The following is a 24,664-nucleotide window of genomic DNA, read 5'->3' on the forward strand; positions in this document are numbered from 1 at the left end:
AATCAATGATTACGGTTTCCCGTAGGGTATGCTTGCAGTCTATCCGTATATTTACGGAGTTTTTTAAAGAGACAAGAACAAGTCAAGTTTTTTTAAGTGTCCTCCCTTGTGGAGGATTTTTTCTTTATTCTAAAGTCAAATTATCAATACCTCCATAAAGCTGTTTAAGAGCTTTTAATGCTCCGACCGAGTCTTTCTTAGTAAACGTCCGTCCAGCTGTTTTATTAAGCTTATTTGTCAGATATAAAGCAGCCGTTTTATTATTCGGAAACATAATTTTTGCAACCTCAGATATGTTAATCGCCTTGTTTGTTTTAAGGTACTCCTCCACTGTCATAAAGCAAAGGTAAAATATTTTTCAAAATAAGTACATATAAATATGTATATGTACATAAAATTATGTACTTTTGTAAAAGAAACATAAACAAAATAGTCATGAAAATTCGAAAAGTAGATATTACTCTAATTATTTTAACGCTGTTATGGTTTGGTTTATTGATTTTCACAATAATTCATCAATCTTTAAATTACTAACTATGGAACTAATGCCTCTTTCGGACTTTGTAGAAAAATACACAGATCCAGTAGTATCAGATAATCAAAGTAGCGACGTCGCTAAACTGCTGAATAATTTAAAGTTGATCAGCAGCTACACTAAATTTTTAAAACAGCCATTGACGATTGGAATGTTTTTGCCCATGGATAAACACGGAGTCATTTTAGAACCATTGCAATTCTGCTGTACTGGATCAGATTGTGGATGCATGGGAATGCCTGTAAATATCAGTTCACAGGAGGATATAGATGATTACTACGAAGCCAAAGAAAAGGTTTTGTTTAAAGGTGTAATAAAGTCTAATAAAACTCCATATAAGTCTACTAAAAGACATATTGTAGATTTATTATCTGGTGAAAAGTTCATGAGGATTTACACTGAACTTCAATACTGGACCGGAGAAATAGATAAACAGTATTTTGATGGCAAAAAAAACTTAATAGTGGAAGATTTATGTCAGTATGATTTAGAATTAACCCCTTCCGCTTTAGAGGCTATAGGAATAAAAGAGTAGAGTATGCAGGAAAAATTATATGCATTAATTGATCGGCTTCAAAAATGTTCAGAAATAAAATATCCAAATCGAAAATGGAATAATGAATTTTACTACGAATGTGCGTGGCAATGGAGAGATAAGCTACCGGAGTTAGAAGAAAGAGTTTTACAGTTAGAAAAAGAGTTGAATATTAACCCCACGGAGTAGTCTCCACAAAATATAAGAGAAAGTGGCGGAATTGGTAGACGCGTCTGCATAGGCAGAATGACTTAGGCGAGGTTCGATACCTCATTGATTAATTAGTTTGGAGCACACTTGTAGTGCCACTTGCTGTGAATTGGTTCGAAACATACAACAGTAAACCCCAAAGTATATATTCGGTTAAAGGCTTTGAAGGCGACTAATTAATACCGAAACGACTGGATAGACTAGGCGTTACAGGTTCGAATCCTGTCTTTCTCACAACTCATTAATTTGAGTTTTCATGGTTATTAGTTTTTATCCTCGGAGAGATCCGGGGATTTTGCTTTTTTTAACCTTTCGATTTCTTCTTTTAACAATTCTATGTAATCTTGAAGATCTTTAATCATTGATATGTATAAAATCTCACGATCTATTTTTGAAACATTTTTTATGTGGTCTCCTTCGTATATATCTTCTAATGGCACATCAAGGAATTTGGCCATCTTTTGCCATTCATCGTGATAAATTTTCACGTCACCACTTTCTTTTCTACTGTAATTGGAGACATCTGTAGCAATAATATTTGCAATTTGTTGCTGTGTAAAGCCCTTAAGCTTTCTTAACGATTGAAGTTTTTCTTTTTTCATGCTTGTGTTTTTGCAAATGTGAGAAAAATATTATTTACCAGGTTACGGCTTTCCATAATATTTTTATGAATAAATTTTTAATGCGTCAAGTTCTGTCGCATTAATTATTTTGCTTTGCCGTAAAATTGTAAATTTAATTATGCAAATATCTGGTGTTGTTTTAAAAATTTTCGAGGAATCAGGAAAAGATGGTTTTGTTGAAAGAATCATCCGGATAAACTCGTTTGAAAGAAACCAGGTACTTGACATATACTGCTACAATAAACTATCTTTTAGAGCCGGATTTCTAAATGTAGGTGAGCAGGTTACTTTTGAGATCGTTTTAAGAGGCATTTCCGTTGGGAAAAAGCAGGAAACTATAATAGTTTTAAAGAAGCCTATAATGCCAGATTTAATACTTACAAAAGATCATCCCATTGTAGGTGTAGAGTGGATTAGGAAAGACAGCAGAACGCCAAAATATAATGCTACGCCTTTATTGAATCAATGATTTCTTTATGTACTTTGTCTTTAATATGATCAGGAAATTTTCCTTCATATATCGAATGCGTGTCATTCTGAGAATGTCCAGTTATTTCCTTTATTATGTCTCTGTTTAAATAAAGTTCCTTTCCTCCAATATTAATAAATGAGTACCTGGGTGACTTAGAATAAGTCTCTGTTTTAATTTTAAGATCTTCTGCGATTTTTCTAAAACCATCAATGTATTTTTGACGATATGGCTTATAAACGTATTTATGAATTGGAGTTATAAAATCAGATCCAGGCTCATTGAAATAATCAATAATTTCCTGAGCTTCATCAAAAATGTAATTATCAATAACTTCCTGCGTATTACCTTTAAATCTAATGAATTTAACACGATTATCTTTAATATGCTCCTTTTTAATAGATGCTATATCTATAAAATCAAGTCCTCCAAGGTAAAAACAAAGCATAAAGTATCTGTAATAATTATGATCAACAGGATTTGCAGCAATAATTTTCATTTCATTTAAAGACAGATATTTGTCTTTAGTATTTTTACTTGAAGTTTTAATTCCATTAAAAGGGCTGACAGAAGTTTCAGGTTTATATATTCCTCTTTTAACGGCTTGGTTATATACAGCCCTAAGATTTGCTATATAAGCTTTTATTCCCCCATCATTACATTTTTTTGACTTATCTAAACTAAATTTATGTAAAAAGTTATAATCAATTTCTGAAAATTTCAAATTCTTTTTGTAAGATTTAAAAACATTTAGATTGTCTTGATATTTTTTTGCAGTTCCCCCGGTGTTAATATCTGTTTTAGAATTGTTATCTCTGTGGATTTCTAACTCTTTAATCCTTACATTCCAGAAGTCATAAACACTATCTGATATTTCTTTACCAAGAATTATACTTTCTATTTCAGTAGCTGTTTTTTTTTCTCTAGAATTGATAAGTTTAAGAATTTTCCTATCTTTTTCTAAAAGGAAGTCTGAGATTGCAATATACAGAGGGTGGCTTTTCTTTGGCATTTCTTTTTTGAAATCCCAGTCTTTTGCCAATGAAGAATATTGTGTAAAAGGGTATTTTCTATCTTTAGAAGAATTATATATATAAAGTCTTAATGGATGTTCACCGCTTTTTAAGTTAGTCTTAGTATCTAAGTAAAATCTTATTTTCATGATAATTCTATTGTGTAAAAATTGTGTAAAAAAGTATCGGATTATACGTATTTTATACCCAATAAAACTAATAAAATTAATCAGAAAAATAAAACAGAAGAGTGTATTAAAAACAAAAACCACTGATAATCAGCGGTTTTATTTGCAGAGAGGAAGGGATTCGAACCCTCGATACAGTTACCCGTATACTACCTTTCCAGGGTAGCTCCTTCAACCACTCGGACACCTCTCTTTTTGAGATTGCAAAAATAGTGTATTTTCTGGAATATCCAAATTATTCTTACAAATTAATCTGTAATTTCTCCACAAAGGCTTCTGGTGAAATTATCAGCAAAGCTTCCGGAGTAACTTGGATTATCAATTAAGTGCATGGCTTTGGTAATAGCCGTTTCTGCAGTCATGTCTCTTCCGCTGATCGCTCCGATCCTGGAGAAAATATTACTGTTTTCATACTTTCCGAATGAGATACCTCCTGAAATACACTGACTTACCACCACAATTTCGGTTCCGTTATCCCGGATTTCCTGAAGGGTTTCCTGCGTTTTGGCGCTGCTGAAAATGGTTCCCGAACCGAAAACCTGAAGAATAAGAACCTTCATTTTAGGAATTTCTCTGAAATGACTCAGGTGCATTCCCGGAAAAATTCTCCAGAATAAAATATCTTCGGAAATATGTTCATCCACGTGAAATTCAACCTTCGGATCACAACGGAAAAGGTTATCTTTAATAATATTCAGATGAACTCCGGACTGTCCAAGAATAGGGTAATTCGGGCTTGAATAGGCATCAAAATACTCAGCAGAATATTTCAACGTTCTGTTTCCTCTTAATAATTTGTACTCAAAGTAAATGGCAACCTCCTGAATCACTGCTTCGTTATTTTCATAAAGGCTGGCATAATAAAGGCTGGTAAGAAGATTTTCCTTCGCGTCTGTTCTCAGGTCACCAATCGGAAGCTGAGAACCGGTCATGATGACAGGTTTTCTTAATCCTTTTAGCATGAAACTTAATGCTGATGCGGTATAAGACATCGTATCTGTTCCGTGAAGGATCAGGAAACCATCGTAGTCATCATAATTTTTTTGAATATAATTGGCGATCACTCTCCATTCTTCAGGTCCCATATCCGAGGAATCTAATGGCTTGGCAAAAGGATGAACAAAAACCTCACATTCCATGAGCCTCATTTCAGGCATTTTTTCAAATATATTTCCAAAATCAAAGGCACGGAGACTTCCGGTTTCGTAATCTTTTTCCATTCCGATGGTTCCACCGGTATAGATGAGCAGGACTTTTCGCTTCATGTACTAATTTTAATTAAGAATTGGAGCCCAATTAGGGTTCATAGGTCAAAATTACGTTAATTTGCAAAGATTTGAAAATGAATGAAACGCTTATCGTAAAATTTTGTGAAAATATGATGAGATTTGCTGGCGTTTCACAGGGCTATTGAAAAAATAACTAAATGCGGATGAAAGACTTAACGCAAACTTATGAATATTTAAAACAGTTTTTAACCGAAGAAAGACTCGCTAAAATTGAACATTTTTCTCAGGAGAGTTCAGACTTTGTACTTCCGGTAGTAGAAGATGTCTATCAGTTCAGAAATGCAGCTGCAATTGTACGTTCTGTAGAGGCCTGCGGTTTTCATAAAGTAGTGGCTTTGCAGGAAGAGTACAGTTTTGAACCCAATCTTCGGGTAACAAAAGGCGCAGACACCTGGGTTGAGGTGGAAAAACTTCCCCGGAATATGGAATCCTTCCGGAATATTAAAGACAGAGGATATAAAATAGTGGCTGTTTCACTGGAAAAAAATGCTAAAATGTTGCCTGAGTATGAAATTACAGAACCTATTGCTCTGGTTTTTGGAACTGAAATGGAAGGAGTTTCCCAGGAAATTTTAGATTTTGCTGATGAAACACTGGCTATTCCGATGTATGGCTTTACCAGAAGCTTCAACGTTTCTGTAGCCGCATCAATTTGCATGTATGAATTGAAGCAAAAACTGATCAGGTCTGATATTGAGTATAAATTAAATGAGGAAAAGCTTTTGAGGATGAAAATCCTTTGGGCTGTGAATTCCATGAGAAGCGGACAGCAGATTTTTGAAAAATACCTGCGAGAAAATAATATTGACTGGAAATAATGTCAGAAAATAAAGAAGAGAAGGTTGATAAGCCTTCTCTTTCTTGTTTATATCATATTATAATAATTCCATGCCGCTACAAAGACACCGGCTGTCTCTGTTCTGAGCCTTTGATTTCCCAGAGATACTGCTCTTACTTTATGTTCTGCCAGAAATGCAATTTCCTTTTCTGAAAAATCACCTTCAGGGCCTATTAGAAATGTAACCTGTTGCAGTTGAGGGATATTTTTAAGATCAATTCTTTCCAGATTCTCATGACAGTGTGCTACAAATGTGTGTTCCGGATCAATATTTTTCAGAAAATCCGGCAGCTTTACTGCGTCATTGATGACCGGAAAATGAAATCTCAGGCTTTGCTTGGATGCTGCAATCGCTTGTTTCCTGATTTTATCGATATTGATGTTTTTCCGTTCCGTTTTCTCAGTGACAATAATGCTTATTTCCGAGATACCCATTTCCACAGCCTTTTCCACAAAGAATTCGATTCTGTCTATATTTTTGGTGGGAGCAATCGCGATATGAAGTTTCGGATTGAATTCCGGCAGATTTTCTTTGATTTCAGAAACTTCAATACCAGCTTTCTTACCTTCTATAATAAGTTTTCCGGAAGCCAGTTTTCCTTTCCCATCCGTCACATGAATATCTTCTCCGTCTCTCATGCGAAGAACTTTTACAATATGCTGTTGTTCCTCATTGTTGATGATAACTTTTTGATCTGCTATTTCTCCGTAAAATAATTTCATATATCCTGACTTATAAATGCAACTCCTGTTTTGATGGTTGTGTAGATGTCCGTATCACACTCCCTGTAAGAACACATGTATATTTCTTCTATCCAGGTATTATTAATAAATATCAGATTTAAGTATTCCTGTTTTCTCAAATTATTTTTGATTGATAAATAATCTCCTTCCTTTGGAGTATAAGGGAAACTAAAAAGATGTTCAGAATTGATTAATTGTAAAACTTCATCTTTGATATCCTGAATATATCCTGTTTCAGAACTTTCTCCGGTAAAATCTGAAAAAGTTTCTGATCCATCATGTCTTCCTGTGATCGTTTCTAATACCCAGTAATATTTTGAATTCTTTTTAGACTGCGTTCCCAGTACTTTTTCTTCTAAGAGTATTTTCATAAATCGTATTTTGCTGTTGCGGAAGTTCTTAAATCTGTAAATTCTCCCCGCTCAAACTTCAGTTTTGCCACCATGGCAATCATGGCTGCATTGTCTGTTGTATATTCAAATTTTGGAATATAAATACTCCATCCCAGTCTTTCTTTATTGTCTTCCATTGCTTTTCTAAGCGCAGAATTGGCAGATACACCACCTGCAATAGCCACCTGATTTACATTGAGATCTTTGGCTGCTTTTTCAAGCTTATTCATCAGAATTTCAATAATAGATTTCTGTACAGAAGCACAAAGATCATTAAGATTTTCCTTGATGAAATCAGGATTTTTTCTTACTTCTTTCTGAATGAAATACAGAACGGAAGTTTTAATACCGCTGAAAGAATAATCGTAGTTTTCCAGCTTTGGTTTGTTGAACTTAAAAGCATCGGGATTCCCTTCTTTGGCAAGCCTGTCGATAATAGGTCCTGCAGGATAATCAAGGTCAAAAATCTTTCCGATTTTATCAAAAGCTTCTCCTGCGGCATCATCAATGGTTTTTCCGATAATTTCCATATCAAAATAATCTTTTACCAATACAATCATGGTATGTCCGCCACTTACAGTAAGGCATAAAAAAGGAAAGGTAGGCGGCACAGGATTTGCATCCTCGATGAAATGGGCCAGAATGTGGGCTTGAAGGTGATTTACCTCAATTAAAGGTACATTCAGGCTCATAGCCAAAGACTTAGCAAATGATGTTCCTACAAGAAGAGATCCTAAAAGTCCCGGTCCGCGAGTAAATCCTATAGCAGAGATCGCATTTTGTTGTATATTTGCTTTAGAAAAAGATTTTTCAACAACGGGGATAATATTTTGCTGATGGGCTCGTGAAGCCAATTCAGGGACAACGCCGCCATATTCTTTGTGGATGGCCTGGTTCGCGGCAATGTTTGAAAGAATAGAATTTCCCTTGATGATAGCTGCTGAGGTGTCGTCACAGGACGATTCAATACCTAAAATTATAGAGTCGCTCATAATAATGGCAAAGTTAGAGAATAATAACGAGAATGAGAATAAAAAATCAGTAGCTGAAAACCTAGGGGATCAGGTACAGAAAACTGTTGAAAATGTAGAGGGAAAAGTACGGGAAACAATAAAAGAAGCATCTGAGCTGGCTTCAGATGCCATACATCATCCTGTAGAAACAGCTGAAGAGTTTGGGAAACAGGCTGTAAAAGATGTTACCAGCTACACATGGTGGGCGAAACTTCTCTTGATTCTCTTTTGGCTGGGTATTTTCCTTGTAGGTGGAATACTTGTTGCCATCAATCTGCCGGTAACGAAAAAATGGGCAGCTGATCAGGCTCTTAAGCTTGTTAACAATGATTTTAAATCTGATTTTTCTACAGAAAGTGTAGAGGTAAATTACTTCGGTAATGTCACGATAAAAGGGTTAAAAGTAAAAGATTATAAAGGATTTAATTTTATTACAGCCCGTGAGTTTCGTGCTGATTCAGACTGGATGTCTCTGGCGGTGAATGCCATTTCAGGAAACAGCAATTCTTTAAGTTTTAATTCTTTGGCTCTTGTGAATGCCGATGTAAAGGTGATTACTTATAAAGGGGACAGTATATCCAATTTTGTCAGATTTGTTGACCTCTTCGACGACGGAAAGAAAAGAGACCCTAAGAAACCTCCTTTTCAACTGAATTCCAGAATTCAGATCATTGATTCCAAAGTTTCCATCATTAATGAAAACTCTCCCGGAGAGCAGGGAAAATGGCTTACTGCAACAAAATTCAACCTAAAAGCACCCAACGTAAAAGTTAACGGACCGAATGTTTCGGCATTAATTAATAATATGTCATTTGTAACTTCAAGGTGGGGAAAATCTCATTTTGTAGATACTTTTTCAACAGAACTGTCTCTAACGAAGCAGTTTTTGTCGTTAAAAGACCTTACGCTGAATACAGATCATACCTTACTTCAGGGAGATATTAAATTTAATCTTCATGACGGATCCTGGGCCGATTTTGCAGACAAAGTGCGCTGGGATATGAATATCAAACAGGGAAGTCAGTTAAGCGGCTATGATATCAGTTATTTTGTAACCAACTGGGATAATATCAAACCCTTCAATCTTTCCGGGGTTATGACTGGTCCTTTGAATAAATTCCATCTGGAAAACTTTCTGATCAGAAATCCTGACGTTAATATTGCTACCAAAACGATGAAGGTAGACAATCTGCTGAAAGGAAATTTTGCTATTGAAACAAAAGATCTTTCCACAGATTTTACGTATAAGGATTTAAAAGCTATGATGCCTTCATTCATCTCCACAAAGATGAAGAACTTTGCAGATGATTTCGGAAAACTGAAATATAATGGAACGGCAAAAGTAAATCCGGATCAGATTTACGTAGACAATGGAAATCTGATGACGGGAATCGGGCAGGCGAAAATTTCCAAACTTACCCTAACAGGCTACAGTACTGCAATGCCAAAATATTCCGGTTATCTTGATGTTAAAGATCTTAATACCTCTGTCATTACAAAAAATAAAGCAGTAGGTTTAATTTCCGGTAAATTTGACCTTAACGGACAAAGCTTTGATGTTAATACCATGCGTCTGACGACAAAATCACAGATTACAAGCATTGAAATCATGGATAAAACGATCAATAATCTGTATCTGGATGGTTTATTGGATCATAAAAAATATAACGGACTCATCACTGTTAATGATGAACAGGCAAAAGCTACAGTGAAAGGATTGATAGATTTCAGTACTTCGAGAATCGCTATGGATGTGAATGCAGATGTCAGCTATCTGAACATGAGTTACTTCACCAACAAACCTGGTACTCAGGCGGTAAGTGGCCAGGTAGAAGGTAAAATGGCGATGTCTTCTATCAACGATCTTACGTTGGATGTGAATGCCAATAACCTTCACTTTGCTACAGCCACCCAAAAATACAATATTCCGAATGCTAAGTTAAAAACATTTGTAGAAGCGGGCGGCCGCGTGATTGATGTAGATGCTCCGGGAGCAGCTACAGGTAAGATCTCTGGAAAATACAATCTTGCAGATCTTGCAGGAATGGTAGAAAATGGAGTAGGAAAAATATTAGTAGGGCCACCGCCAAGAAAATTGTACCGCGGGCAGAACTTTGCGTTGAAGTTTGATGTCCAGCAGGGATTGGTTAATTATTTCTTACCTGAATTGAGACTGCCTCAAGGAGCTCTTGTAGAAGGAGAATATGACGGGAACTCAAATAATCTGGTTCTGAATCTCGATGCGGCGTCTTTAAAATATATTATGACTAAGGAGGAAGAAATTACAGATGCTGATCAGGCATTGGCATCTTCCAATCCTGATTATAAAATTAATGACCGTAAGAATGTAAGCAGAGATAGTGCGATGGTAGATAGTGTTAAAATTAGAATTAACACAGCAGACCTTAATCAGCAATTGTACGCTAAGATCAATAGAGTCATTTATAATAAAAATGTGATCAAAGATTTTGAGCTTAAAGGAAATAATGAAAACGGAAATACCCTTCATTTAGCTACTGTATTTAAGCATGGAAGTCCTGATGATGAGATTAATGAAAAGCTTAAGGAATATGCCATCAATGTAGATCAGTCTACGGATGCCGCTGGTGATTATGTATTCAGGTTTGAACCTACGGAGGTAAAATTCAATGAAGTTACCTGGGCGATAGATACAAGTCCTGAACTTAATCACTCCATTACCTACAGAAAGAAAACCGGTGATTTTGATATCAGGAATCTGAGGGTTTATTCTGATAAAAGTGCTCTATTTATTAAAGAAGCACAGTTTAAATCAGCAAAAGACTTTTACATAGATGCAGATATTAATGATTTTGCAGTGGAAAAACTTCTGGACATGCAATCCGGAGGAAATACAATGGATATTAAAGGTCTTGCCAACGGAAGTGTTAAGATTAAAATGGATAAAAGCACGTTGCAGCCACTGGTAGATCTTAATATTGATGAAATTAAGATGAATGGCAATGATATGGGGGATATCTCTATTTCTGCCACCAATGGATTCTCGCTGAACGTGTATGATATTGATGTGAAAGTTCACTCTGCCAGAGTACTTGGAAACAACAGCCTTAATCTGACAGGAACGGTTAATAATAATACCTCTTCGCCGATTATTGATCTAACTGCAGAAATGCGTGATTTTGACCTGGCATTTACACAGCAGTTTGTGCAGACTATTTTTGGCAACCTTCGTGGAAAAGCAACAGGAGATCTTAAAATCAATGGAAAGCTTAACAACCTTGATTATAGCGGAGATATTGCTTTAAAAGATTTTGGATTAAAACTTTTGTTTACCGGAGTAGATTATTCATTTGATGATACTGTGATTCAGCTTACCAAAGGACTTGCGATCCTCAATAATATTGAAGTACACGACGGAAGAACCAATTCCAAAGGGAATATCTCCGGGGCGATTCAGTTTGAAACCCTTTCTTCAATGGGGGTGTCTCTCGTAATGAGAGCAGACAATCTGCTGATGCTGAATACCACACAAAAAGATTTTGACCTCTTCTGGGGAAGAGTGTACGGGCAGGGAGATCTGTACGTGGACGGACCTGTTTCGGGATTAAGTATAACAACTCCTAATATGAAGGCGCTTAACGGAAGTACCTTTACCTTTAATTCCAGTTCTACTTCCAATGTAGAAGAATTTAAAATGCTGAGGTTCCTGAAAGAAGGAAAAGATGGGCTGATTACCCTGGAGGAAAAGAAAAAAACGGGAGCCAATATGAACATTGACTTCAATCTGGCTGTTGATAAAGGAACTACTGTAAATGTACTGGTAGGAGATGATGTAGGGAATATTACGGTAAAAGGATCTGCTGATCCGTTGAGGTTCCATATGAACAGACAGGGCAATATAGCCATGAACGGTACTTATAAAGTAGATAACGGAACATTTGTTTCTAAGGCTATTCTTAATAAGACATTCCAGATTGAAAGAAACAGTAGTATCAGATGGGATGGTGATGCAATGAAGCCTATGCTGGATATTAATGCCAACTATGTCAGAATGGTTTCCAATGCAGGAGAATATTTAAGTATGGGGAAATTACAGCCTATCAGTATCTTGCTGCAGGCTCATATTACCCAATCGCTGGTAGACCCTCAGATTGATCTTAATGTAACGGCAATGGATGTATCCAGCCAGGTGAGAGAAACACTGGCCGCAAAAATGAGCCAGGAAGGAGAGAAGGTTCTCCAGTTCGGATCTGTATTGCTATTGAGTACCTTTAATGTATCCAATACAGGTGGATTTGATGTAAATGTGGGAAATGTAGCAGAATCTTCCGGATATAATATGCTTTTGAAACAGCTGGGATCTGTTCTTAATACAATGAGTAACGAATTCCAGATAGACCTTAACTATGTAAAAGGAGATCAGAACTCGAATTTTGGAGACAGAGCCAATGCCGGTGTGAGTGTAGCGCTTTCGCCAAGAGTCAATATCAAGACTGGTTTGGGTATTCCATTATCGAAAACAGATGGTGCACAGAATAATTATCTTTCCACGGAGGGATCTGTAGAATATGATTTGTCTAAAAAGAATGACGGTTCTTTGGTAATACGTGCCTATTCCAAGCCTACAAACATCGGAATGGTGAGTACAAACGGTTCTGCTAATCAAGCTTATGGCGGTGGGGTAGTGTGGAGTAAAAGCTTCAATTCTTTGTTTAAAAAGAAGAAAAAAGACAAAAAAACTTCAGATGCAAAAGGTGAAATAAAAACAGATTCAATAAAATCGGATGGTAAATAATTAGAATATTTTAATGATTTTTATCATCTGTGTTAATTATTGTTAATATTTGATATATATTTTTTAGTTAAATTATTTTTCGTAAATTTGCAAAAAATACATAGATTTTTTAAAGAAATTGTAATTTAACTAATATGAACTATCAACTGGACGAAATAGACAAGAAAATTCTTGATTTCTTAGTAGAAAACACAAGAATGCCTTTTACCGAAATTGCAAAGCAGATGGATGTTTCTGCTGGAACAATTCACGTAAGAGTGAAAAAGATGGAAGATGCAGGTATTATTTTGGGATCATCTCTTAACATTGATTATGGTAAGCTGGATTATCACTTTACAGCTTTCATAGGTATCCTTTTGACAAAATCCAACCGTACTCAGGAAGTATTGAAAGAATTGTCAACTATTCCTAACGTAATCGAGGCTAGCGTTATTTCCGGAAAATATAATATTTTCTGTAAAGTAAGAGCTAAGAATACTGATGATGCTAAAAGAATTATTTACCAGATCGACGATATTCAGGATGTAATGAGAACTGAAAGTATGATCTCTATGGAGGAATTCTTAAGTGATAAAAACAGACTGATCAACGCAATCTCTGTGTAAGTCAAATTTTAAACGAATAATTATAAAAGAACTTATGAAATCTCTCATAAGTTCTTTATTTTTGTAGGTATGGAAGAATACAGCTATTTTGACGAAGATCCGAAGAAAGGATGGGGATTTATACTGGCGTTTGCAGCCTTAATGTTGTTTACTATAATGGGACTTGGAATAGATGTGGATGAATATCTGCAGCATGAATACCTTCAGATTCCGAGGTGGTACTTCTATGTGATTTTTTCCATTGATGTACTGATGATGATAGGGCTGGTGCTGATGTTCTTCTATAGAAAGGCAGGAATTTTTATGTTTCCGGCTTTACTGGTGCTGCATTTCTTTATGCACAATTACTACCTGTCTACATTTTTGTATACGGATGTTACCAATCTTTTCCTGTTTACAGGCTTCGGAATGCTTGCCATTATCCCGAAATGGAAGTTTTTTAAATAAAGATTAATTCATTACAATAAGATAGCAAACCGCTTTTAAATTAATTTAGAAGCGGTTTTCAATTATAAAAGAACAATGAAAAATCATCTCTGTTCCTGAGAATGAAATATTTTTTGTTTTAAAGGACTTTTTGACCATTCATCCCAAACGCCTGTATAAGGATTGTAGCCACATTTCAGAGGTTTTGATATATTCAGTCCTTCTTTGTTTTTTAGAGAGTTTTCAGTGTATGCCCGGCAGTCTGTGCAGACATAACGGAATTCACAGTCTCTGCATATGTTAATATGGTCTTTGGTGAGGTTCCAGTATTTTCTGAAATCAGGGTGACTGATGGTTTCTTCAAGGTTTTGTTGATGGATATTTCCAAAGCTTTCATTCATGAGAGGACAGTTTTTGATATTGCCCTTTTTATCAATACCTATCTTTTTATACAGGCAGGAATTATGGTTAACTGCTTCTATCACTTTAGTAATATTGGTATTGAAGTACTTCAGTTCCACTTTTCCACATGCAGATATCTTCAGATCATCTTTCACAAAATGTAATGAGAATCTATATTCATCTTTAGCTTTGAAAGGAGGTTTTGAACAATTGAAAAAAATGAGACTGTATATTCTGACTGTATTTTGTTGAAGAGCCTGTATAAAAGATAGGTTGACTTCCTGGTGAAACGGTGAGAAAATTTCTATTCCTGATAAAACTGAGGTTTTAAAAGTTTTGTCAATTTCTATGAATTCCTTTACTTTTAATGGTTTCAGACTGTAAATGACCAAATGCCTGATTCCGAGGTTTTCCACTGATGGATATATTTTTTTCAGGATCTTAATATCATCTAATTCAATAAAAAGGTTTGTTATTGTATTGGGTTCATGATATTCGTATGAAAGAGGAGGGAAGTTTTTATCCCAATCATTTTCGGTAATAAATCCATATTCTTTTTCAAGCAGAAGATAAATGTATTCCTCAGCAATTGTTCTGGATTCTTCATCATAATCCTTCAGTATGTTTTCAATAGAACGGGTTTTCAGTTCTTCTATAATTTCATACAACTCCAGCGGATACAGTTCTGATACATTTCTCTGTAAATCCGAAATGAGAATTCTTGTGGAGCCTTTGGTGATGAGAATGTTTGAGAATAAATTAAAGTATTTCATAATAGCCGGTTCAATGATTTTGTAGGTCTTTCTCTGATATAATAATTGGTCTGATATTTTTTGCACTCTAAAACATAGACGACATCATTAGGCTTTTTAAGTTTCTGATCATTGAACGGCTCTATATGTTTGAAGGTAAGTGGAAGCTTGTTTTTTTCTTTAACTTTAATTTTCATAGGTAATCTGCTATTTCTTTATCCAACGAATAGTTACAGCTATAAGATAATCCCAGAAACTGCCCAATGGTATTGACTTCTAAAAAATAAAATTTACCGTCTTTTCCTTTGATAAAATCCAATGACCCACAATTAAGATCTAAGACATTCATCAGAAGCTTAATTTTTTCTTCAATGTCAGAGGATAGTTTGTAAGGAACATTCCTATTAGGCTTTTCTAAATTATACTTTCTGAAATCAGTTTTTGTTTGTTCATCATTTTGAGAAAATATTGCCATCGAGTGACATTTCCCGTTGAGATAAAATGTTCTGATTTCAAATTCCTTATCAATCTTATCCTGAAAGAACGTAATGAAGAATTTTGCTTTTTCTCTTTTTTGTACCGTTGAGGTATACATAATACCATTTAAATCTTTATCGATATTATCTAAGATGGGATTTCCTCCAATTGTTTTTACTATTGTTTTTTCCAAAGAGACCTGATCTGTATTGTCTGTCAGGAAATATTCAGGAATTTCTAAACCTATTTTTTTAGCCTCTTCCAATACCAAAAGCTTATTAACATCACTATTACTTTCTTTGTTGATATGTTTTTTGGACTCCAGGTTTTTTCTTACATAATCTTCCAACCAATGCTGTACTTCATTCATATGGGCATTCACAGAAGGATTTTCATAATTTAGGCGTTTGATTTTTAATCTCCCTCTTCTGTACCATACACTGCTAATCTCGTCCAGGAAGAAAGTAGTTCTGTCACTTTTTAAAAAGATCTTTTTATTCTCAGTTTTAATTTCAAAAACTTCATCTTCATGTATACGGATAAATTTTTTTTTCTTTTGAGTGAGCCATTCTATAATTTTATTAGTGGTTCTTTCATTGTTGTTGGAAATAATAAGAATCATTTTTTAAAGTAATCTTTTGTGATTTTAGCAGAATGTTTAATACTAGGTAGACCTATTTTTTTTCTTTCCTGATTGGCTTTTATGGTATCCACAATAGCATCATAACTTAGGTAAATACCATATAGGGTTCCTTTCTTACTGATTTGCAGATTGTGGCGGTCTACCATATTAGCATAGTCTTTTGGGATGCAGTCTCCGGATTTTATATATTCCTGCATTTTTGCTTTGAAGTACGGATATTCTTTTTCATCTACCATATGGCTGAATAAGGGATGCATGGGCATAAAAACTCCGCCATTTCCTAAGAGACCTATTTTTTGTACTGAAGGATATCCATAGTTTTCAAAGGTCCATTTCAACAGTTGTGCATTTATTCTGTCATTTCTTTCCATAAGCTGAAAGTTTCCCCTATTTTCAGCCTGATCACGGACAAAGGCCACACTGAAGGAATCTACCAGCCGTCTATTCAACCCTTTTTTCCAGCTTGCAATTCTTCGTCTCACCTCAGTACTGTCAATACCGTATTTTTGAAACAGGCCGAAATAACTTTTTTCCGAACCTTCATAGGGAGCTATTAGAGGAATAAGCTTGTATAGACTTTTCTTTCCACCGAAATTCTTTTGATTTTGATCAGCCAGCTTAATATAAGTCTCATATTCTTTGATACGATCTTGATTTTTTGGGATGTATTTTTTAAACAGTTTTCTGTACTGCTTTATAGCTTTCTCGGGTTGGTTTGCAATCCGGTAAATACTATCAATTTCATTCACTCTGTTATAGTAAGCAATATAATCATTGCTTTTGCAGGAAAGAATGATGAAAATAATAATAAGGAGGCATATTAAAATTGAATTTCGTTTCATTGGATAATCAGTATTTATTGGATTAGCAATACTCTTACTTGTAAAAGGGAGGAATTATTTCCCTCCCCTAGACAATGTATTAACACTTTATTGATCTTAACAGACGTATAAAGTTGTTTTATGTACATGATCAACCCACGTTTCTTTATCATAGCAGTCTCCGCTATTTGTAGGAACATAATTGACAGCCGAGGATTCCATTAAACCTCCTTTGATTATCTTTAAATCATTTAACTTTTTGTTTTCCAAAGAAGAGAAATCTCTCTTCATTCCATTTAATTTTTTCATGTGTGTAATTTTTAATTGTTTTTATATAAATCATTTGTGTCAAATAAACCCTGACCTCAGGTTAATAATTCTATCTATTTATCATGCACTGTACACATGCACTTTAAATTTGTAGAATGTATTTCATCAACGTTGATGGGATAAAACTATAAATATTTACATCACTTAAAAGGGATAAAATGTGCAAATGATTTGTATTTTACTCTATACACAAATGCAAATTTTACTTAGAATGATAACTGCATTTTGGTGAAATATTTGAAATTTAAAAAAGTATAAATTACATAATGATCATCTAAAGAAAACTGCCGGCTTTAATAGAAGATTGTATGGTAATATTTTCTTTTGTACAATATGGGAAAATGAATAGTTTTAGCTTGAAAATAAGAGGTTGGCTGCCTTGTTTTGAAGACAATTTGTATACTTCTGGTGATTTGTTTTTGTAGAAAAGTCAAATTTTAATCCAAAATAAGGTAGGCCTTTTGTCAATTTTTAACAGAAACCCTTAGATTTTAAAATTACAGATATGGACAAATGAACTGGAGATATAAACTGGAGATATAAAAAGGAAAATTTTCAACCCAAGATTAAAAGTTTTTTAGTTTCATATGGAATAAAAAATATTTGTCGTTTATTCTGAAAATATTCCCTGAAAAAAAGATTCTAAAGCCATGTTTTCATCCAGTCCAAACTTCTTTTTCAGACGGTATTTGGTCATTCTTACACTTTTAGGTTCTACATTAAGGAGATTGGCAATCTGTTTTGTATCCATCCCCAGGTAAATATAGGCGCAGTATTTCAAATCCAGTGCAGTAAGTTTTTGTTTGGTTTTTTCACTGATGTTTTTAAAGAAATCCGGATGCAGTTCCTGAATGGTGAATCTGATTTTTTCAAAATCATTATCAACACGGTTTTCTCCCTTTACAACCTGATGAATATTGATATCGGTATCAGAAAGCTGTGTCTGAAGCTGTTGTAGAACTTCATTCTTATGCTGAATATGGAGCTGACTGGCTAATACCTCACTTTGAAGTTTTTGCTGCTGAAGGGTAAGAAGTTCCTGTTCAGCCTTTAATCTGGCCTGTTCTTCCTCCTGAAGTTTGATCTGTATTTCTGCTTCATGCTTTTCCGTATCAAGTTTCTTTTCCCTTTCTATGGAATACCGCAGCTTAAAATGATAAGAACGGAACATAAAGAATGCCCCCATCAATCCAATAATTCCCAAACCAATATAGAGCAGTTTTTCCTTTTTTAAACCGGCAGTTTTTTCAGTAAGAGATTTGAGTTCAGATTCTTTTTTTTGAGACTGATATTGAGCTTCCAGTCTTTTGGCGGTTTCAGCCTGACCTTCATCAAAAAGAAGATTACTGTATTCTGTTACTTTTGTCTCATATCCATAAGCTTTCTGATAATTTTTTTGCTTTGCATACAATTGGGCAAGATCTTTCACTATATTGATCATAACATGGTAGTAAACCGGCTGTTGTGTAAGAAGAATCTTTTCAGCCTTTAGAAGGTATTGCTCTGATAAAGCATCATTTTGATCCCGGGAAGCGAGATTGCTCAAAACACCAAGTGCTCCCGCCTGAATTCCCTGGTTAAGAGTTGTATGTTTGGTAAGGGCTAATATTTCGTTGGCATTACTCTGAATTTCCTCACGTATTTCCGGACTTATAACGGGGTAATTCAAATAATAGTTGATAAGATTCAGTAAAGCCATAGCTTGTACATGAGCAGAAACATGCCCCGGAAACTGATGGTATAAGGCAGCCGCCTTTTTACACATCTTTATGACAGGTTTCAGGTCTTTTAAATCTTTTGTTTTTTCATATCGGAAAGAGTAAGATACTGCCAGGGCAGAATAGGACGAACTCAATAAATTTTTATTTTCTGATTTTTCAGCAAGTTCTATGGCTTTTTTTGCATATCTGGTAGCATTTTCTGCATCATTCCATTCTGTATAGATCCCATAGAGAAGATAATTGAGTTTTGCATTCAGTATGATTTCTGAAGGCTGTTTTTCAACCATAGAAAGTGCTTTCTGAATCAGTTTGATTGTATTTTCAGATTCACCAAGAGCATTCCTGTAGTAGATATTCAGATAACTGGCATATAATGCTGCTGTTTTATTATTACTTTTCTGAACAATTTCATTGACATCATCAATGATAGGGGAAATTTTATCATACTCAGACTGGTTAAGCTTAATAATTCCTTTTTGGGCAAGGGCTTTTACTTCTTCAGCATAATTTTTCTCCTTTCTGGCTAGCTCCAGTTGTTGCTGTACATATTTTTCAGCAGTGGTATATTGATCACTTACTCTGTAATATTCACTAAGCTCATTGTAAATTCTGAACTTTTCAGCGGTTGAAGTATCATCTCCGCCCAATTGGTTTTTGAGATCATCAATAAATGTATTCTGTGCGGAGTATAAGGTGCAGATAAAAAGTATACAATATAAAAGTGAGTACTTTAGTTTCATAGGGTGAAAGTACAAAAAATGCAGAGATCTGTCAATTTCCTATATAAAAATACAAAAATCATTTTTTGTATTTATTTTGTTGTAAATCAATTGATTGTTTGTTTTTGTAGACGTTTTGTAGTCATGTGTAATCTGATTTGAAGATGTTTTGTAGGTGCTGAAATGATGACAGGGATATTTTTCTGATGCAATTTTGAACCAAGGAAAATCAAATAATATTAATTTAAAATTTTACAAGTATGGATAACAAAACATTATCAATTGTTTCTTACATCACGCTGTTCGGATGGCTGATTTCCTTCATTATGGGAAAAGAGAAATCGAACAATCTTTTAAGATATCATCTGAAGCAGTCACTGGGACTCATTATTTTTTCAATCATATTATCAATCATTCTCAATATTATATTGGTGGTAACCCAAATTGGAATGATTGGAGTATTGGGTTTTATTCCTTTGATATTAATGATCATCGGAATCATTAATGCAGCTAATGATGTTGAAAAACCTTTACCTCTGATCGGGAAAATGTTCGAGGATAAATTCTCTTTCATCGGATAATATCTGAATTCTTGGATATGGAAGGTTTTAAACATGTAAAAAAAGAAGGTCCGAATTATCTGGTGAAGCAATATATGGGACTTCAGCATCTTATAGGACTAGCCTGGGTATGTATTTCGATACTGCTTATCACTAATACCGGCTACTTGAAAACAGGAATTGTTTTGCTCATATTTTCATTATTGCTCACCATCGTTTCTTTTATTCCGCCAAAGATAATGTTTGATTCAACAAATCAGCTGCTTACAATAACAAACAGTGGTTTGAACCGGAAGAAATTTATTTACAATATGGATGATTTTGAGGGCTTTGAACTGCAGACATTCAGGATGGGCTTTCTTCCTTTAGGATGTTATTTGTATGCTGATTTTAATAATGTATCAAAACTTAAACGTCCTTTAATATCACAGTCTTTCAGTAAAAAAAAGATGCAGGAAATTGTAAACGAACTGGAAGATGTTAATATAAAAGTCAAATAAAAACACCTACTCAAATTTTAATATAGAATTATGAAAAAATCATTAATCGTCGCAGGAGTATTTTTCCTGAGTTTTTCCGGCATATCATGTGACAAGCTGGAAAAGATGAAAGAAAAACTTTCACAAAATAAGACTCAACAGGTAAATCCTTTCAGTATAAATTCCGGAGATGCCAACAGAGATATTATTTCTTTTAATAATAAAGTGGTAAAAATGGATGATGCGCATTCAGACTTTATCAAAAACTTCCGGAATTCATTGGTTCAGATGGAAGACTTTGTAAAAAATAAAGCTGCCAATACTCAGTTTTCCGGAATCTCACCGATTTTTACTCCTACAATTATGATGCATGCTCATCAGACACTGAAGGCTCCTGATGTGTTGGGGAAAGACTTTCAGAAATCTGTTGATATAATGAAGGATACTATGACCCAACTGGAAGCTTTAAAGAAAGATCTGGAAACATATAAAGAAGCAGAAGACTGGAAAGATGATAAAGGTAAAAAGGTGGCAGAAATAAGTGAAAAAGCAAAAAAACTTATTGAAGAAAACCGTACTGCTGCCACTGATTTGTTTGCAAAACTTTCTCCCAGGGCAGATAAGGCAGAAATAGAAACCCTCAAAGATCATCCGCTTAAAATACAGATTATCCAATCCAGAGAAACTATGGAAATGGCTCAGAAAATAATCGATGATTCCTATGATGTAAAGGATATGAATGTGTATAAGAAAAAAATTTCCCAACAGTATCAGCAGATGGAAAAATTGTACAAACGAAATATCAATGAAAAAATTCCTTACTCAGAAAAGCAGAAAGAAAGCAGTTACCAGGCATTCAACAACTCAGTAAATGATTTTCTTGGTAAAATGAGAATTGTACAACGAAGTCTGAATGAAAATAATCAGGAGCTCAACAATGATCTTGATGATCTGGAAAGAGATGCAGGTTACATCCTTGATCGTTATAACAGTTTTGTAGACTGATGTACCAACAATTAAACTTGATATTATGAAAAAAATAATAGGAATTATTCTGATTATTATAGGTTTTTGCCTGGTAGTGGTGATTAAAATTGGACCATCCAGAGAAACTTCCTGGTTGTTTATATATGGGGAATTGATTCCTATCCTCATTGGGGCAGCTATTTTAATCCCCGGATTAATCATGTATAATAAAAACAGATAGCTATAATCATGAAATTGAACAGCCTTTATAAGAATATAATGTGCTGATTCAACAGGATAAAGGTAATTTTACCACCCATTTTAAAAAAGAAAAGAAGTATGAATTTTGAAATTGTGAGACAACAGATTGAATATGCAGCCAGGAAAGCTTTTTTAGAAGTGTATGAAAAACATGGGGCAGAGGGAGTTTACAGTTTTGCTCTGTACAGCGATGAGGGAGCAATGACGGTTTGTACTGCTGCCAATACATTGAAAGTAATGGAGAATGCGGATGAAGACGATGCTCTTTATTATAAATATGAACCGGCAGAATGGACTTACGAAATGGTAGGAGCCAATAGAGAATTTGATCTGATCTGCACTCAACTGAGAGAAGAACTTAAGAAACACGATGACGATGATCTGTGGTTTGATGGTTTTCAGGCTAAGTTATATTCTACCTGCATTGAAGTGCTTGAAAAGCTTAAGAATGAGAACTTTTTTACCGGGATCACAGGCAAAGATATTTTCCTGATTTTCACGGTTTCAGATTATGAATTTGAGAAAAAGGATCTTAAAGATCTTATCATCAGACTTAATGATAATAAATACAAAAGTGAATATCTGAACTGGATGGCTACCTGGGGCAATTAAAAATATGAAGAATTAAAAAAACACTTTAAATATATACATATGAAGCCCGATAAAATAATTGTCTCAGAAGCCTCTTATATAATATAATCTCATCCAATATATAAAGAACAATTACATTACTTATGAACCACTATCAATTTTATAAACAAGAAGGAAACCAATATATTTTTAAAAACCAGCCAGTCTTTATAACCGTACTGTGTATTATTTTTCTCATTGTCGCAGGGCTGATCTTTAATAGTGCAAGAACTGTTAGCTATATTATTATTGCTGTTGTAGCACTTATTATGATCAATTTTTTTACCAAGAAATTCATTATTGATATGGACCAAAAGATCATTACAGGAAAACATACGATTTTTGTTCCTGCCAGAACATATCCGATAGAAAATTTTAGGAATTTCCATATGCTGGCCACTAAATATATGGGCTTTATTACCACAAATGTAATACTATCTGTTTATTTTGAAGTTGATGGTAAAGAGAAACGGCTCACAATAGGCCAGACGATTACCCAGAAAGGAATACAGAAAATGGTCAATGAAACAGAGGATATTATGAATATTAATAATCCTTACAATGGACATCAGAGACTGTTATAACTTTGAAGAAAACGGAAGTGAAATAAGCTTTATGCCCAATTATAGCTTCCTGCAAACCTTGATCTGGGGGTTGGCATTGGGAGTGATTGCTCTTCCTGTGATGTTCTACTATTTTATGGATAAAATGTCCGGAGACCAGTTCAAAATTGCTATAGGATTATGGACTGTTTATATGGCCTATTTTCTTTTTGATCTCTTTTTCAGAATTCCGGTGAAATATATTTTTGATAAATCCGAAAAATGTATTTACAGAAAACTGTTTCTCTCCAAAAAACTTATGAATTTTGATGAAATGACTTATTTTGTGAATGATGAAAGAGGTGGATATTATTATTCCATCGGGAAAAAGAGAAATCAGTTTGTGAAAAGCTACAGGATAAGTAATTACTTTTCAGGTTCAAAAGCTTCTGAAAGAAGAGAAAATGAATACATCAGAGAAATATTGTGTCCCATACTGATTGCTGTAGGAATCCCTCTGAATCAGGAAGAAAAATAATAAGCAGGGTAAAAACTAATACTATAAAAAATAGAGGTATAACCATTCCTCTCTTTTGGAGGGATGGCGAAAATTTAAAGAATTTTTGACGGATTGGTTTATATCTCACAAAAAACAGATTTTCCCAAATCTGCCAACAAAAAATCCGGCGGTTTCGAAGAAACCGCCGGATTTTTTTATATAAAATGGCTTATATTAAGCTAAAATTCTCTTTACAGCTTCTTTTACTGCAGTAGCATCAATTTTATACTTCTTCATCAATTCTGCTGGTGTGGCAGACTCTCCGAAAGTATCATTTACGGCTACAAACTCCTGTCTTGTAGGTCTTTTTCTTGCAAGCATACCCGCAACAGATTCTCCTAAACCACCAAGGTAGTTATGCTCTTCAGCTGTTACAATTTTACCCGTTTTTTCAACAGATTTTAAAATGATCTCTTCATCAAGAGGCTTGATCGTGTGAATGTTGATAACCTCACAAGAAATACCTTCTTTTTCAAGCTCATCAGCAGCTACTAGAGATTCCCATACAAGGTGTCCTGTTGCAACAATCGTTACATCAGTACCTTCCTGAAGCATAATTCCTTTTCCAATTTCGAAAGGCATATCTTCCGGAATGAAAACAGGAACTACCGGTCTTCCGAATCTTAAATATACAGGACCTTCAAAATCTGCAATCGCAAGAGTCGCAGCTTTAGTCTGGTTGTAGTCACAAGTATTGATTACTGTCATTCCAGGAAGCATTTTCATCATACCGATATCTTCAAGAACCTGGTGAGTAGCTCCATCCTCTCCCAAAGTAAGACCTGCGTGAGATGCACAGATTTTTACATTTTTATTAGAATAAGCGATAGACTGACGGATCTGGTCATATACTCTTGAAGTAGAGAAGTTAGCGAAAGTTCCTGTAAAAGGAATTTTTCCTGTGATACTAAGACCAGCCGCAATTCCCATCATGTTTGCTTCTGCAATACCAATCTGAAAGAATCTTTCAGGAGCCTTCTCAATGAATTTCTCCATCTTCAAAGAACCGATAAGGTCTGCGCAAAGTGCTACTACATTAGGATTTTTGTCAGCCAGTTCAGCTAATCCTGCCCCGAATCCTGAACGAGTATCCTTTTTTTCTGTATATGTATATTTCATTTTTATTTTATTAATAGAGAGGTTAAGAT

The 24,664-nt window shown here is 34.7% G+C and carries 27 protein-coding genes and 1 tRNA gene; 14 read left to right on the plus strand and 14 right to left on the minus strand.

All coding sequences use genetic code 11. The features are described from left to right. Positions 1 to 536: 536 nt before the first annotated feature. Both ACODR7_RS13080 and ACODR7_RS13085 read left to right on the plus strand, forming a co-directional pair. Positions 537 to 1,070, plus strand: coding sequence for a hypothetical protein (locus ACODR7_RS13080; RefSeq protein ID WP_488839630.1), 534 nt, complete (start codon positions 537 to 539; stop codon positions 1,068 to 1,070). Between the two features lie 3 nt (positions 1,071 to 1,073). Further along, positions 1,074 to 1,259: a hypothetical protein gene (locus ACODR7_RS13085; RefSeq protein WP_488839632.1), complete on the plus strand. Its 186-nt coding sequence runs from the start codon at positions 1,074 to 1,076 to the stop codon at positions 1,257 to 1,259. 284 nt (positions 1,260 to 1,543) lie between these two features. Here the strand turns inward: ACODR7_RS13085 and ACODR7_RS13090 are convergent, their stop codons facing one another. Then, positions 1,544 to 1,882 carry a helix-turn-helix domain-containing protein gene (locus tag ACODR7_RS13090; protein WP_488839634.1) on the minus strand — a complete coding sequence of 113 codons (339 nt, stop codon included), beginning with the start codon at positions 1,880 to 1,882 and terminating at the stop codon, positions 1,544 to 1,546. 139 nt (positions 1,883 to 2,021) lie between these two features. Between ACODR7_RS13090 and ACODR7_RS13095 the strand changes: the two genes are divergently transcribed. After that, a complete protein-coding gene (locus ACODR7_RS13095; protein ID WP_488839636.1) occupies positions 2,022 to 2,372 on the plus strand; it encodes a hypothetical protein in 351 nt (116 codons plus the stop codon). On the opposite strand, the gene ACODR7_RS13100 is transcribed toward ACODR7_RS13095, so the two are convergent. The 3 genes from ACODR7_RS13100 to ACODR7_RS13110 all read right to left on the minus strand — a co-directional run bounded on the left by ACODR7_RS13100 (position 2,350) and on the right by ACODR7_RS13110 (position 4,838). Continuing rightward, the gene (locus tag ACODR7_RS13100) at positions 2,350 to 3,534 is read right to left on the minus strand and encodes a phage integrase SAM-like domain-containing protein (RefSeq protein WP_488839638.1); all 1,185 of its coding nucleotides are present in this window, start codon (positions 3,532 to 3,534) and stop codon (positions 2,350 to 2,352) included. The two genes, ACODR7_RS13095 and ACODR7_RS13100, sit on opposite strands and share 23 nt — an antisense overlap. A 145-nt stretch (positions 3,535 to 3,679) precedes the next feature. Continuing rightward, positions 3,680 to 3,766, minus strand: a tRNA-Ser gene (locus ACODR7_RS13105). Positions 3,767 to 3,821: 55 nt separating this feature from the next. Then, on the minus strand, positions 3,822 to 4,838 hold the full coding sequence (locus tag ACODR7_RS13110; protein ID WP_488839640.1) for an asparaginase: 1,017 nt from the start codon (positions 4,836 to 4,838) through the stop codon (positions 3,822 to 3,824). 161 nt (positions 4,839 to 4,999) lie between these two features. On the opposite strand from ACODR7_RS13110, the gene ACODR7_RS13115 reads away from it, so the two are divergent. Continuing rightward, positions 5,000 to 5,680, plus strand: coding sequence for a TrmH family RNA methyltransferase (locus ACODR7_RS13115; RefSeq protein ID WP_488839642.1), 681 nt, complete (start codon positions 5,000 to 5,002; stop codon positions 5,678 to 5,680). 47 nt (positions 5,681 to 5,727) lie between these two features. Here ACODR7_RS13115 and ACODR7_RS13120 read toward each other — a convergent pair whose 3' ends face one another. Genes ACODR7_RS13120 through tsaD form a run of 3 tightly spaced genes read right to left on the minus strand, consistent with a single transcriptional unit; the run spans position 5,728 to position 7,828 of the window. After that, on the minus strand, positions 5,728 to 6,423 hold the full coding sequence (locus ACODR7_RS13120; protein WP_488839644.1) for an RsmE family RNA methyltransferase: 696 nt from the start codon (positions 6,421 to 6,423) through the stop codon (positions 5,728 to 5,730). After that, entirely contained in the window at positions 6,420 to 6,815 is a 396-nt protein-coding gene (locus ACODR7_RS13125) for a hypothetical protein (protein ID WP_488839646.1), read from the minus strand. The genes ACODR7_RS13120 and ACODR7_RS13125 overlap by 4 nt, the downstream gene beginning before the upstream one ends. After that, positions 6,812 to 7,828 carry a tRNA (adenosine(37)-N6)-threonylcarbamoyltransferase complex transferase subunit TsaD gene (gene tsaD / locus ACODR7_RS13130; protein ID WP_454511989.1) on the minus strand — a complete coding sequence of 339 codons (1,017 nt, stop codon included), beginning with the start codon at positions 7,826 to 7,828 and terminating at the stop codon, positions 6,812 to 6,814. The genes ACODR7_RS13125 and tsaD overlap by 4 nt, the downstream gene beginning before the upstream one ends. Before the next feature lie 4 nt (positions 7,829 to 7,832). Here tsaD and ACODR7_RS13135 point away from each other — a divergent pair, with 4 nt between their 5' ends. The 3 genes from ACODR7_RS13135 to ACODR7_RS13145 all read left to right on the plus strand — a co-directional run bounded on the left by ACODR7_RS13135 (position 7,833) and on the right by ACODR7_RS13145 (position 13,675). Continuing rightward, positions 7,833 to 12,623: a translocation/assembly module TamB domain-containing protein gene (locus tag ACODR7_RS13135; protein WP_488839648.1), complete on the plus strand. Its 4,791-nt coding sequence runs from the start codon at positions 7,833 to 7,835 to the stop codon at positions 12,621 to 12,623. 134 nt (positions 12,624 to 12,757) lie between these two features. Beyond that, a complete protein-coding gene (locus ACODR7_RS13140) occupies positions 12,758 to 13,228 on the plus strand; it encodes an Lrp/AsnC family transcriptional regulator (RefSeq protein WP_002984446.1) in 471 nt (156 codons plus the stop codon). Between the two features lie 69 nt (positions 13,229 to 13,297). After that, on the plus strand, positions 13,298 to 13,675 hold the full coding sequence (locus ACODR7_RS13145; protein ID WP_076596174.1) for a hypothetical protein: 378 nt from the start codon (positions 13,298 to 13,300) through the stop codon (positions 13,673 to 13,675). Positions 13,676 to 13,758: 83 nt separating this feature from the next. Here ACODR7_RS13145 and gwsS read toward each other — a convergent pair whose 3' ends face one another. The 6 genes from gwsS to ACODR7_RS13175 all read right to left on the minus strand — a co-directional run bounded on the left by gwsS (position 13,759) and on the right by ACODR7_RS13175 (position 19,540). After that, on the minus strand, positions 13,759 to 14,829 hold the full coding sequence (gene gwsS / locus ACODR7_RS13150; RefSeq protein ID WP_488839651.1) for a grasp-with-spasm system SPASM domain peptide maturase: 1,071 nt from the start codon (positions 14,827 to 14,829) through the stop codon (positions 13,759 to 13,761). Beyond that, on the minus strand, positions 14,826 to 15,005 hold the full coding sequence (locus ACODR7_RS13155) for a hypothetical protein (protein WP_076596176.1): 180 nt from the start codon (positions 15,003 to 15,005) through the stop codon (positions 14,826 to 14,828). Before ACODR7_RS13155 ends, gwsS begins: the two co-directional genes overlap by 4 nt. Continuing rightward, positions 15,002 to 15,907, minus strand: a complete 906-nt coding sequence (gwsG, locus tag ACODR7_RS13160) for a grasp-with-spasm system ATP-grasp peptide maturase (RefSeq protein WP_488839653.1) — start codon at positions 15,905 to 15,907, stop codon at positions 15,002 to 15,004. The genes ACODR7_RS13155 and gwsG overlap by 4 nt, the downstream gene beginning before the upstream one ends. Continuing rightward, positions 15,904 to 16,770 carry a hypothetical protein gene (locus ACODR7_RS13165; protein ID WP_488839655.1) on the minus strand — a complete coding sequence of 289 codons (867 nt, stop codon included), beginning with the start codon at positions 16,768 to 16,770 and terminating at the stop codon, positions 15,904 to 15,906. Before ACODR7_RS13165 ends, gwsG begins: the two co-directional genes overlap by 4 nt. Before the next feature lie 96 nt (positions 16,771 to 16,866). Further along, positions 16,867 to 17,058, minus strand: a complete 192-nt coding sequence (locus tag ACODR7_RS13170) for a TIGR04139 family peptide modification target (protein ID WP_488839657.1) — start codon at positions 17,056 to 17,058, stop codon at positions 16,867 to 16,869. 631 nt (positions 17,059 to 17,689) lie between these two features. Beyond that, on the minus strand, positions 17,690 to 19,540 hold the full coding sequence (locus ACODR7_RS13175) for a helix-turn-helix transcriptional regulator (RefSeq protein ID WP_488839658.1): 1,851 nt from the start codon (positions 19,538 to 19,540) through the stop codon (positions 17,690 to 17,692). 239 nt (positions 19,541 to 19,779) lie between these two features. Here ACODR7_RS13175 and ACODR7_RS13180 point away from each other — a divergent pair, with 239 nt between their 5' ends. The 7 genes from ACODR7_RS13180 to ACODR7_RS13210 all read left to right on the plus strand — a co-directional run bounded on the left by ACODR7_RS13180 (position 19,780) and on the right by ACODR7_RS13210 (position 23,495). Next, entirely contained in the window at positions 19,780 to 20,100 is a 321-nt protein-coding gene (locus ACODR7_RS13180) for a magnetosome magnetite crystal formation protein family (protein ID WP_488839660.1), read from the plus strand. Between the two features lie 17 nt (positions 20,101 to 20,117). Then, complete coding sequence (locus ACODR7_RS13185) at positions 20,118 to 20,579, plus strand: hypothetical protein (RefSeq protein ID WP_488839662.1); 462 nt, start codon at positions 20,118 to 20,120, stop codon at positions 20,577 to 20,579. 30 nt (positions 20,580 to 20,609) lie between these two features. Next, positions 20,610 to 21,563, plus strand: a complete 954-nt coding sequence (locus ACODR7_RS13190) for a YiiG family protein (RefSeq protein WP_488839663.1) — start codon at positions 20,610 to 20,612, stop codon at positions 21,561 to 21,563. Between the two features lie 25 nt (positions 21,564 to 21,588). After that, positions 21,589 to 21,765, plus strand: a complete 177-nt coding sequence (locus ACODR7_RS13195) for a hypothetical protein (protein ID WP_488839665.1) — start codon at positions 21,589 to 21,591, stop codon at positions 21,763 to 21,765. A 98-nt stretch (positions 21,766 to 21,863) separates the two neighbouring features. Next, positions 21,864 to 22,397 (plus strand): DUF4303 domain-containing protein, encoded by a 534-nt coding sequence (locus ACODR7_RS13200; protein ID WP_488839667.1) that lies wholly within the window; start codon positions 21,864 to 21,866, stop codon positions 22,395 to 22,397. 122 nt (positions 22,398 to 22,519) lie between these two features. Beyond that, positions 22,520 to 22,999, plus strand: a complete 480-nt coding sequence (locus tag ACODR7_RS13205) for a hypothetical protein (protein WP_488839669.1) — start codon at positions 22,520 to 22,522, stop codon at positions 22,997 to 22,999. Next, a complete protein-coding gene (locus ACODR7_RS13210) occupies positions 22,977 to 23,495 on the plus strand; it encodes a hypothetical protein (protein WP_488839671.1) in 519 nt (172 codons plus the stop codon). Before ACODR7_RS13205 ends, ACODR7_RS13210 begins: the two co-directional genes overlap by 23 nt. A 195-nt stretch (positions 23,496 to 23,690) precedes the next feature. Here the strand turns inward: ACODR7_RS13210 and ACODR7_RS13215 are convergent, their stop codons facing one another. Then, positions 23,691 to 24,635, minus strand: coding sequence for a transketolase family protein (locus ACODR7_RS13215; protein ID WP_488839673.1), 945 nt, complete (start codon positions 24,633 to 24,635; stop codon positions 23,691 to 23,693). Between the last annotated feature and the right edge of the window lie 29 nt (positions 24,636 to 24,664).

Source organism: Chryseobacterium sp. FG46 (assembly GCF_057809135.1).

Coding starts and splice junctions, on each gene's coding strand:
- ACODR7_RS13080 (WP_488839630.1), top strand. CDS start 537: ATGGAACTAATGCCTCTTTCGGACTTTGTAGAAAAATACACAGATCCA.
- ACODR7_RS13085 (WP_488839632.1), top strand. CDS start 1,074: ATGCAGGAAAAATTATATGCATTAATTGATCGGCTTCAAAAATGTTCA.
- ACODR7_RS13090 (WP_488839634.1), bottom strand. CDS start 1,882: ATGAAAAAAGAAAAACTTCAATCGTTAAGAAAGCTTAAGGGCTTTACA.
- ACODR7_RS13095 (WP_488839636.1), top strand. CDS start 2,022: ATGCAAATATCTGGTGTTGTTTTAAAAATTTTCGAGGAATCAGGAAAA.
- ACODR7_RS13100 (WP_488839638.1), bottom strand. CDS start 3,534: ATGAAAATAAGATTTTACTTAGATACTAAGACTAACTTAAAAAGCGGT.
- ACODR7_RS13110 (WP_488839640.1), bottom strand. CDS start 4,838: ATGAAGCGAAAAGTCCTGCTCATCTATACCGGTGGAACCATCGGAATG.
- ACODR7_RS13115 (WP_488839642.1), top strand. CDS start 5,000: ATGCGGATGAAAGACTTAACGCAAACTTATGAATATTTAAAACAGTTT.
- ACODR7_RS13120 (WP_488839644.1), bottom strand. CDS start 6,423: ATGAAATTATTTTACGGAGAAATAGCAGATCAAAAAGTTATCATCAAC.
- ACODR7_RS13125 (WP_488839646.1), bottom strand. CDS start 6,815: ATGAAAATACTCTTAGAAGAAAAAGTACTGGGAACGCAGTCTAAAAAG.
- tsaD (WP_454511989.1), bottom strand. CDS start 7,828: ATGAGCGACTCTATAATTTTAGGTATTGAATCGTCCTGTGACGACACC.
- ACODR7_RS13135 (WP_488839648.1), top strand. CDS start 7,833: ATGGCAAAGTTAGAGAATAATAACGAGAATGAGAATAAAAAATCAGTA.
- ACODR7_RS13140 (WP_002984446.1), top strand. CDS start 12,758: ATGAACTATCAACTGGACGAAATAGACAAGAAAATTCTTGATTTCTTA.
- ACODR7_RS13145 (WP_076596174.1), top strand. CDS start 13,298: ATGGAAGAATACAGCTATTTTGACGAAGATCCGAAGAAAGGATGGGGA.
- gwsS (WP_488839651.1), bottom strand. CDS start 14,829: ATGAAATACTTTAATTTATTCTCAAACATTCTCATCACCAAAGGCTCC.
- ACODR7_RS13155 (WP_076596176.1), bottom strand. CDS start 15,005: ATGAAAATTAAAGTTAAAGAAAAAAACAAGCTTCCACTTACCTTCAAA.
- gwsG (WP_488839653.1), bottom strand. CDS start 15,907: ATGATTCTTATTATTTCCAACAACAATGAAAGAACCACTAATAAAATT.
- ACODR7_RS13165 (WP_488839655.1), bottom strand. CDS start 16,770: ATGAAACGAAATTCAATTTTAATATGCCTCCTTATTATTATTTTCATC.
- ACODR7_RS13170 (WP_488839657.1), bottom strand. CDS start 17,058: ATGAAAAAATTAAATGGAATGAAGAGAGATTTCTCTTCTTTGGAAAAC.
- ACODR7_RS13175 (WP_488839658.1), bottom strand. CDS start 19,540: ATGAAACTAAAGTACTCACTTTTATATTGTATACTTTTTATCTGCACC.
- ACODR7_RS13180 (WP_488839660.1), top strand. CDS start 19,780: ATGGATAACAAAACATTATCAATTGTTTCTTACATCACGCTGTTCGGA.
- ACODR7_RS13185 (WP_488839662.1), top strand. CDS start 20,118: ATGGAAGGTTTTAAACATGTAAAAAAAGAAGGTCCGAATTATCTGGTG.
- ACODR7_RS13190 (WP_488839663.1), top strand. CDS start 20,610: ATGAAAAAATCATTAATCGTCGCAGGAGTATTTTTCCTGAGTTTTTCC.
- ACODR7_RS13195 (WP_488839665.1), top strand. CDS start 21,589: ATGAAAAAAATAATAGGAATTATTCTGATTATTATAGGTTTTTGCCTG.
- ACODR7_RS13200 (WP_488839667.1), top strand. CDS start 21,864: ATGAATTTTGAAATTGTGAGACAACAGATTGAATATGCAGCCAGGAAA.
- ACODR7_RS13205 (WP_488839669.1), top strand. CDS start 22,520: ATGAACCACTATCAATTTTATAAACAAGAAGGAAACCAATATATTTTT.
- ACODR7_RS13210 (WP_488839671.1), top strand. CDS start 22,977: ATGGACATCAGAGACTGTTATAACTTTGAAGAAAACGGAAGTGAAATA.
- ACODR7_RS13215 (WP_488839673.1), bottom strand. CDS start 24,635: ATGAAATATACATATACAGAAAAAAAGGATACTCGTTCAGGATTCGGG.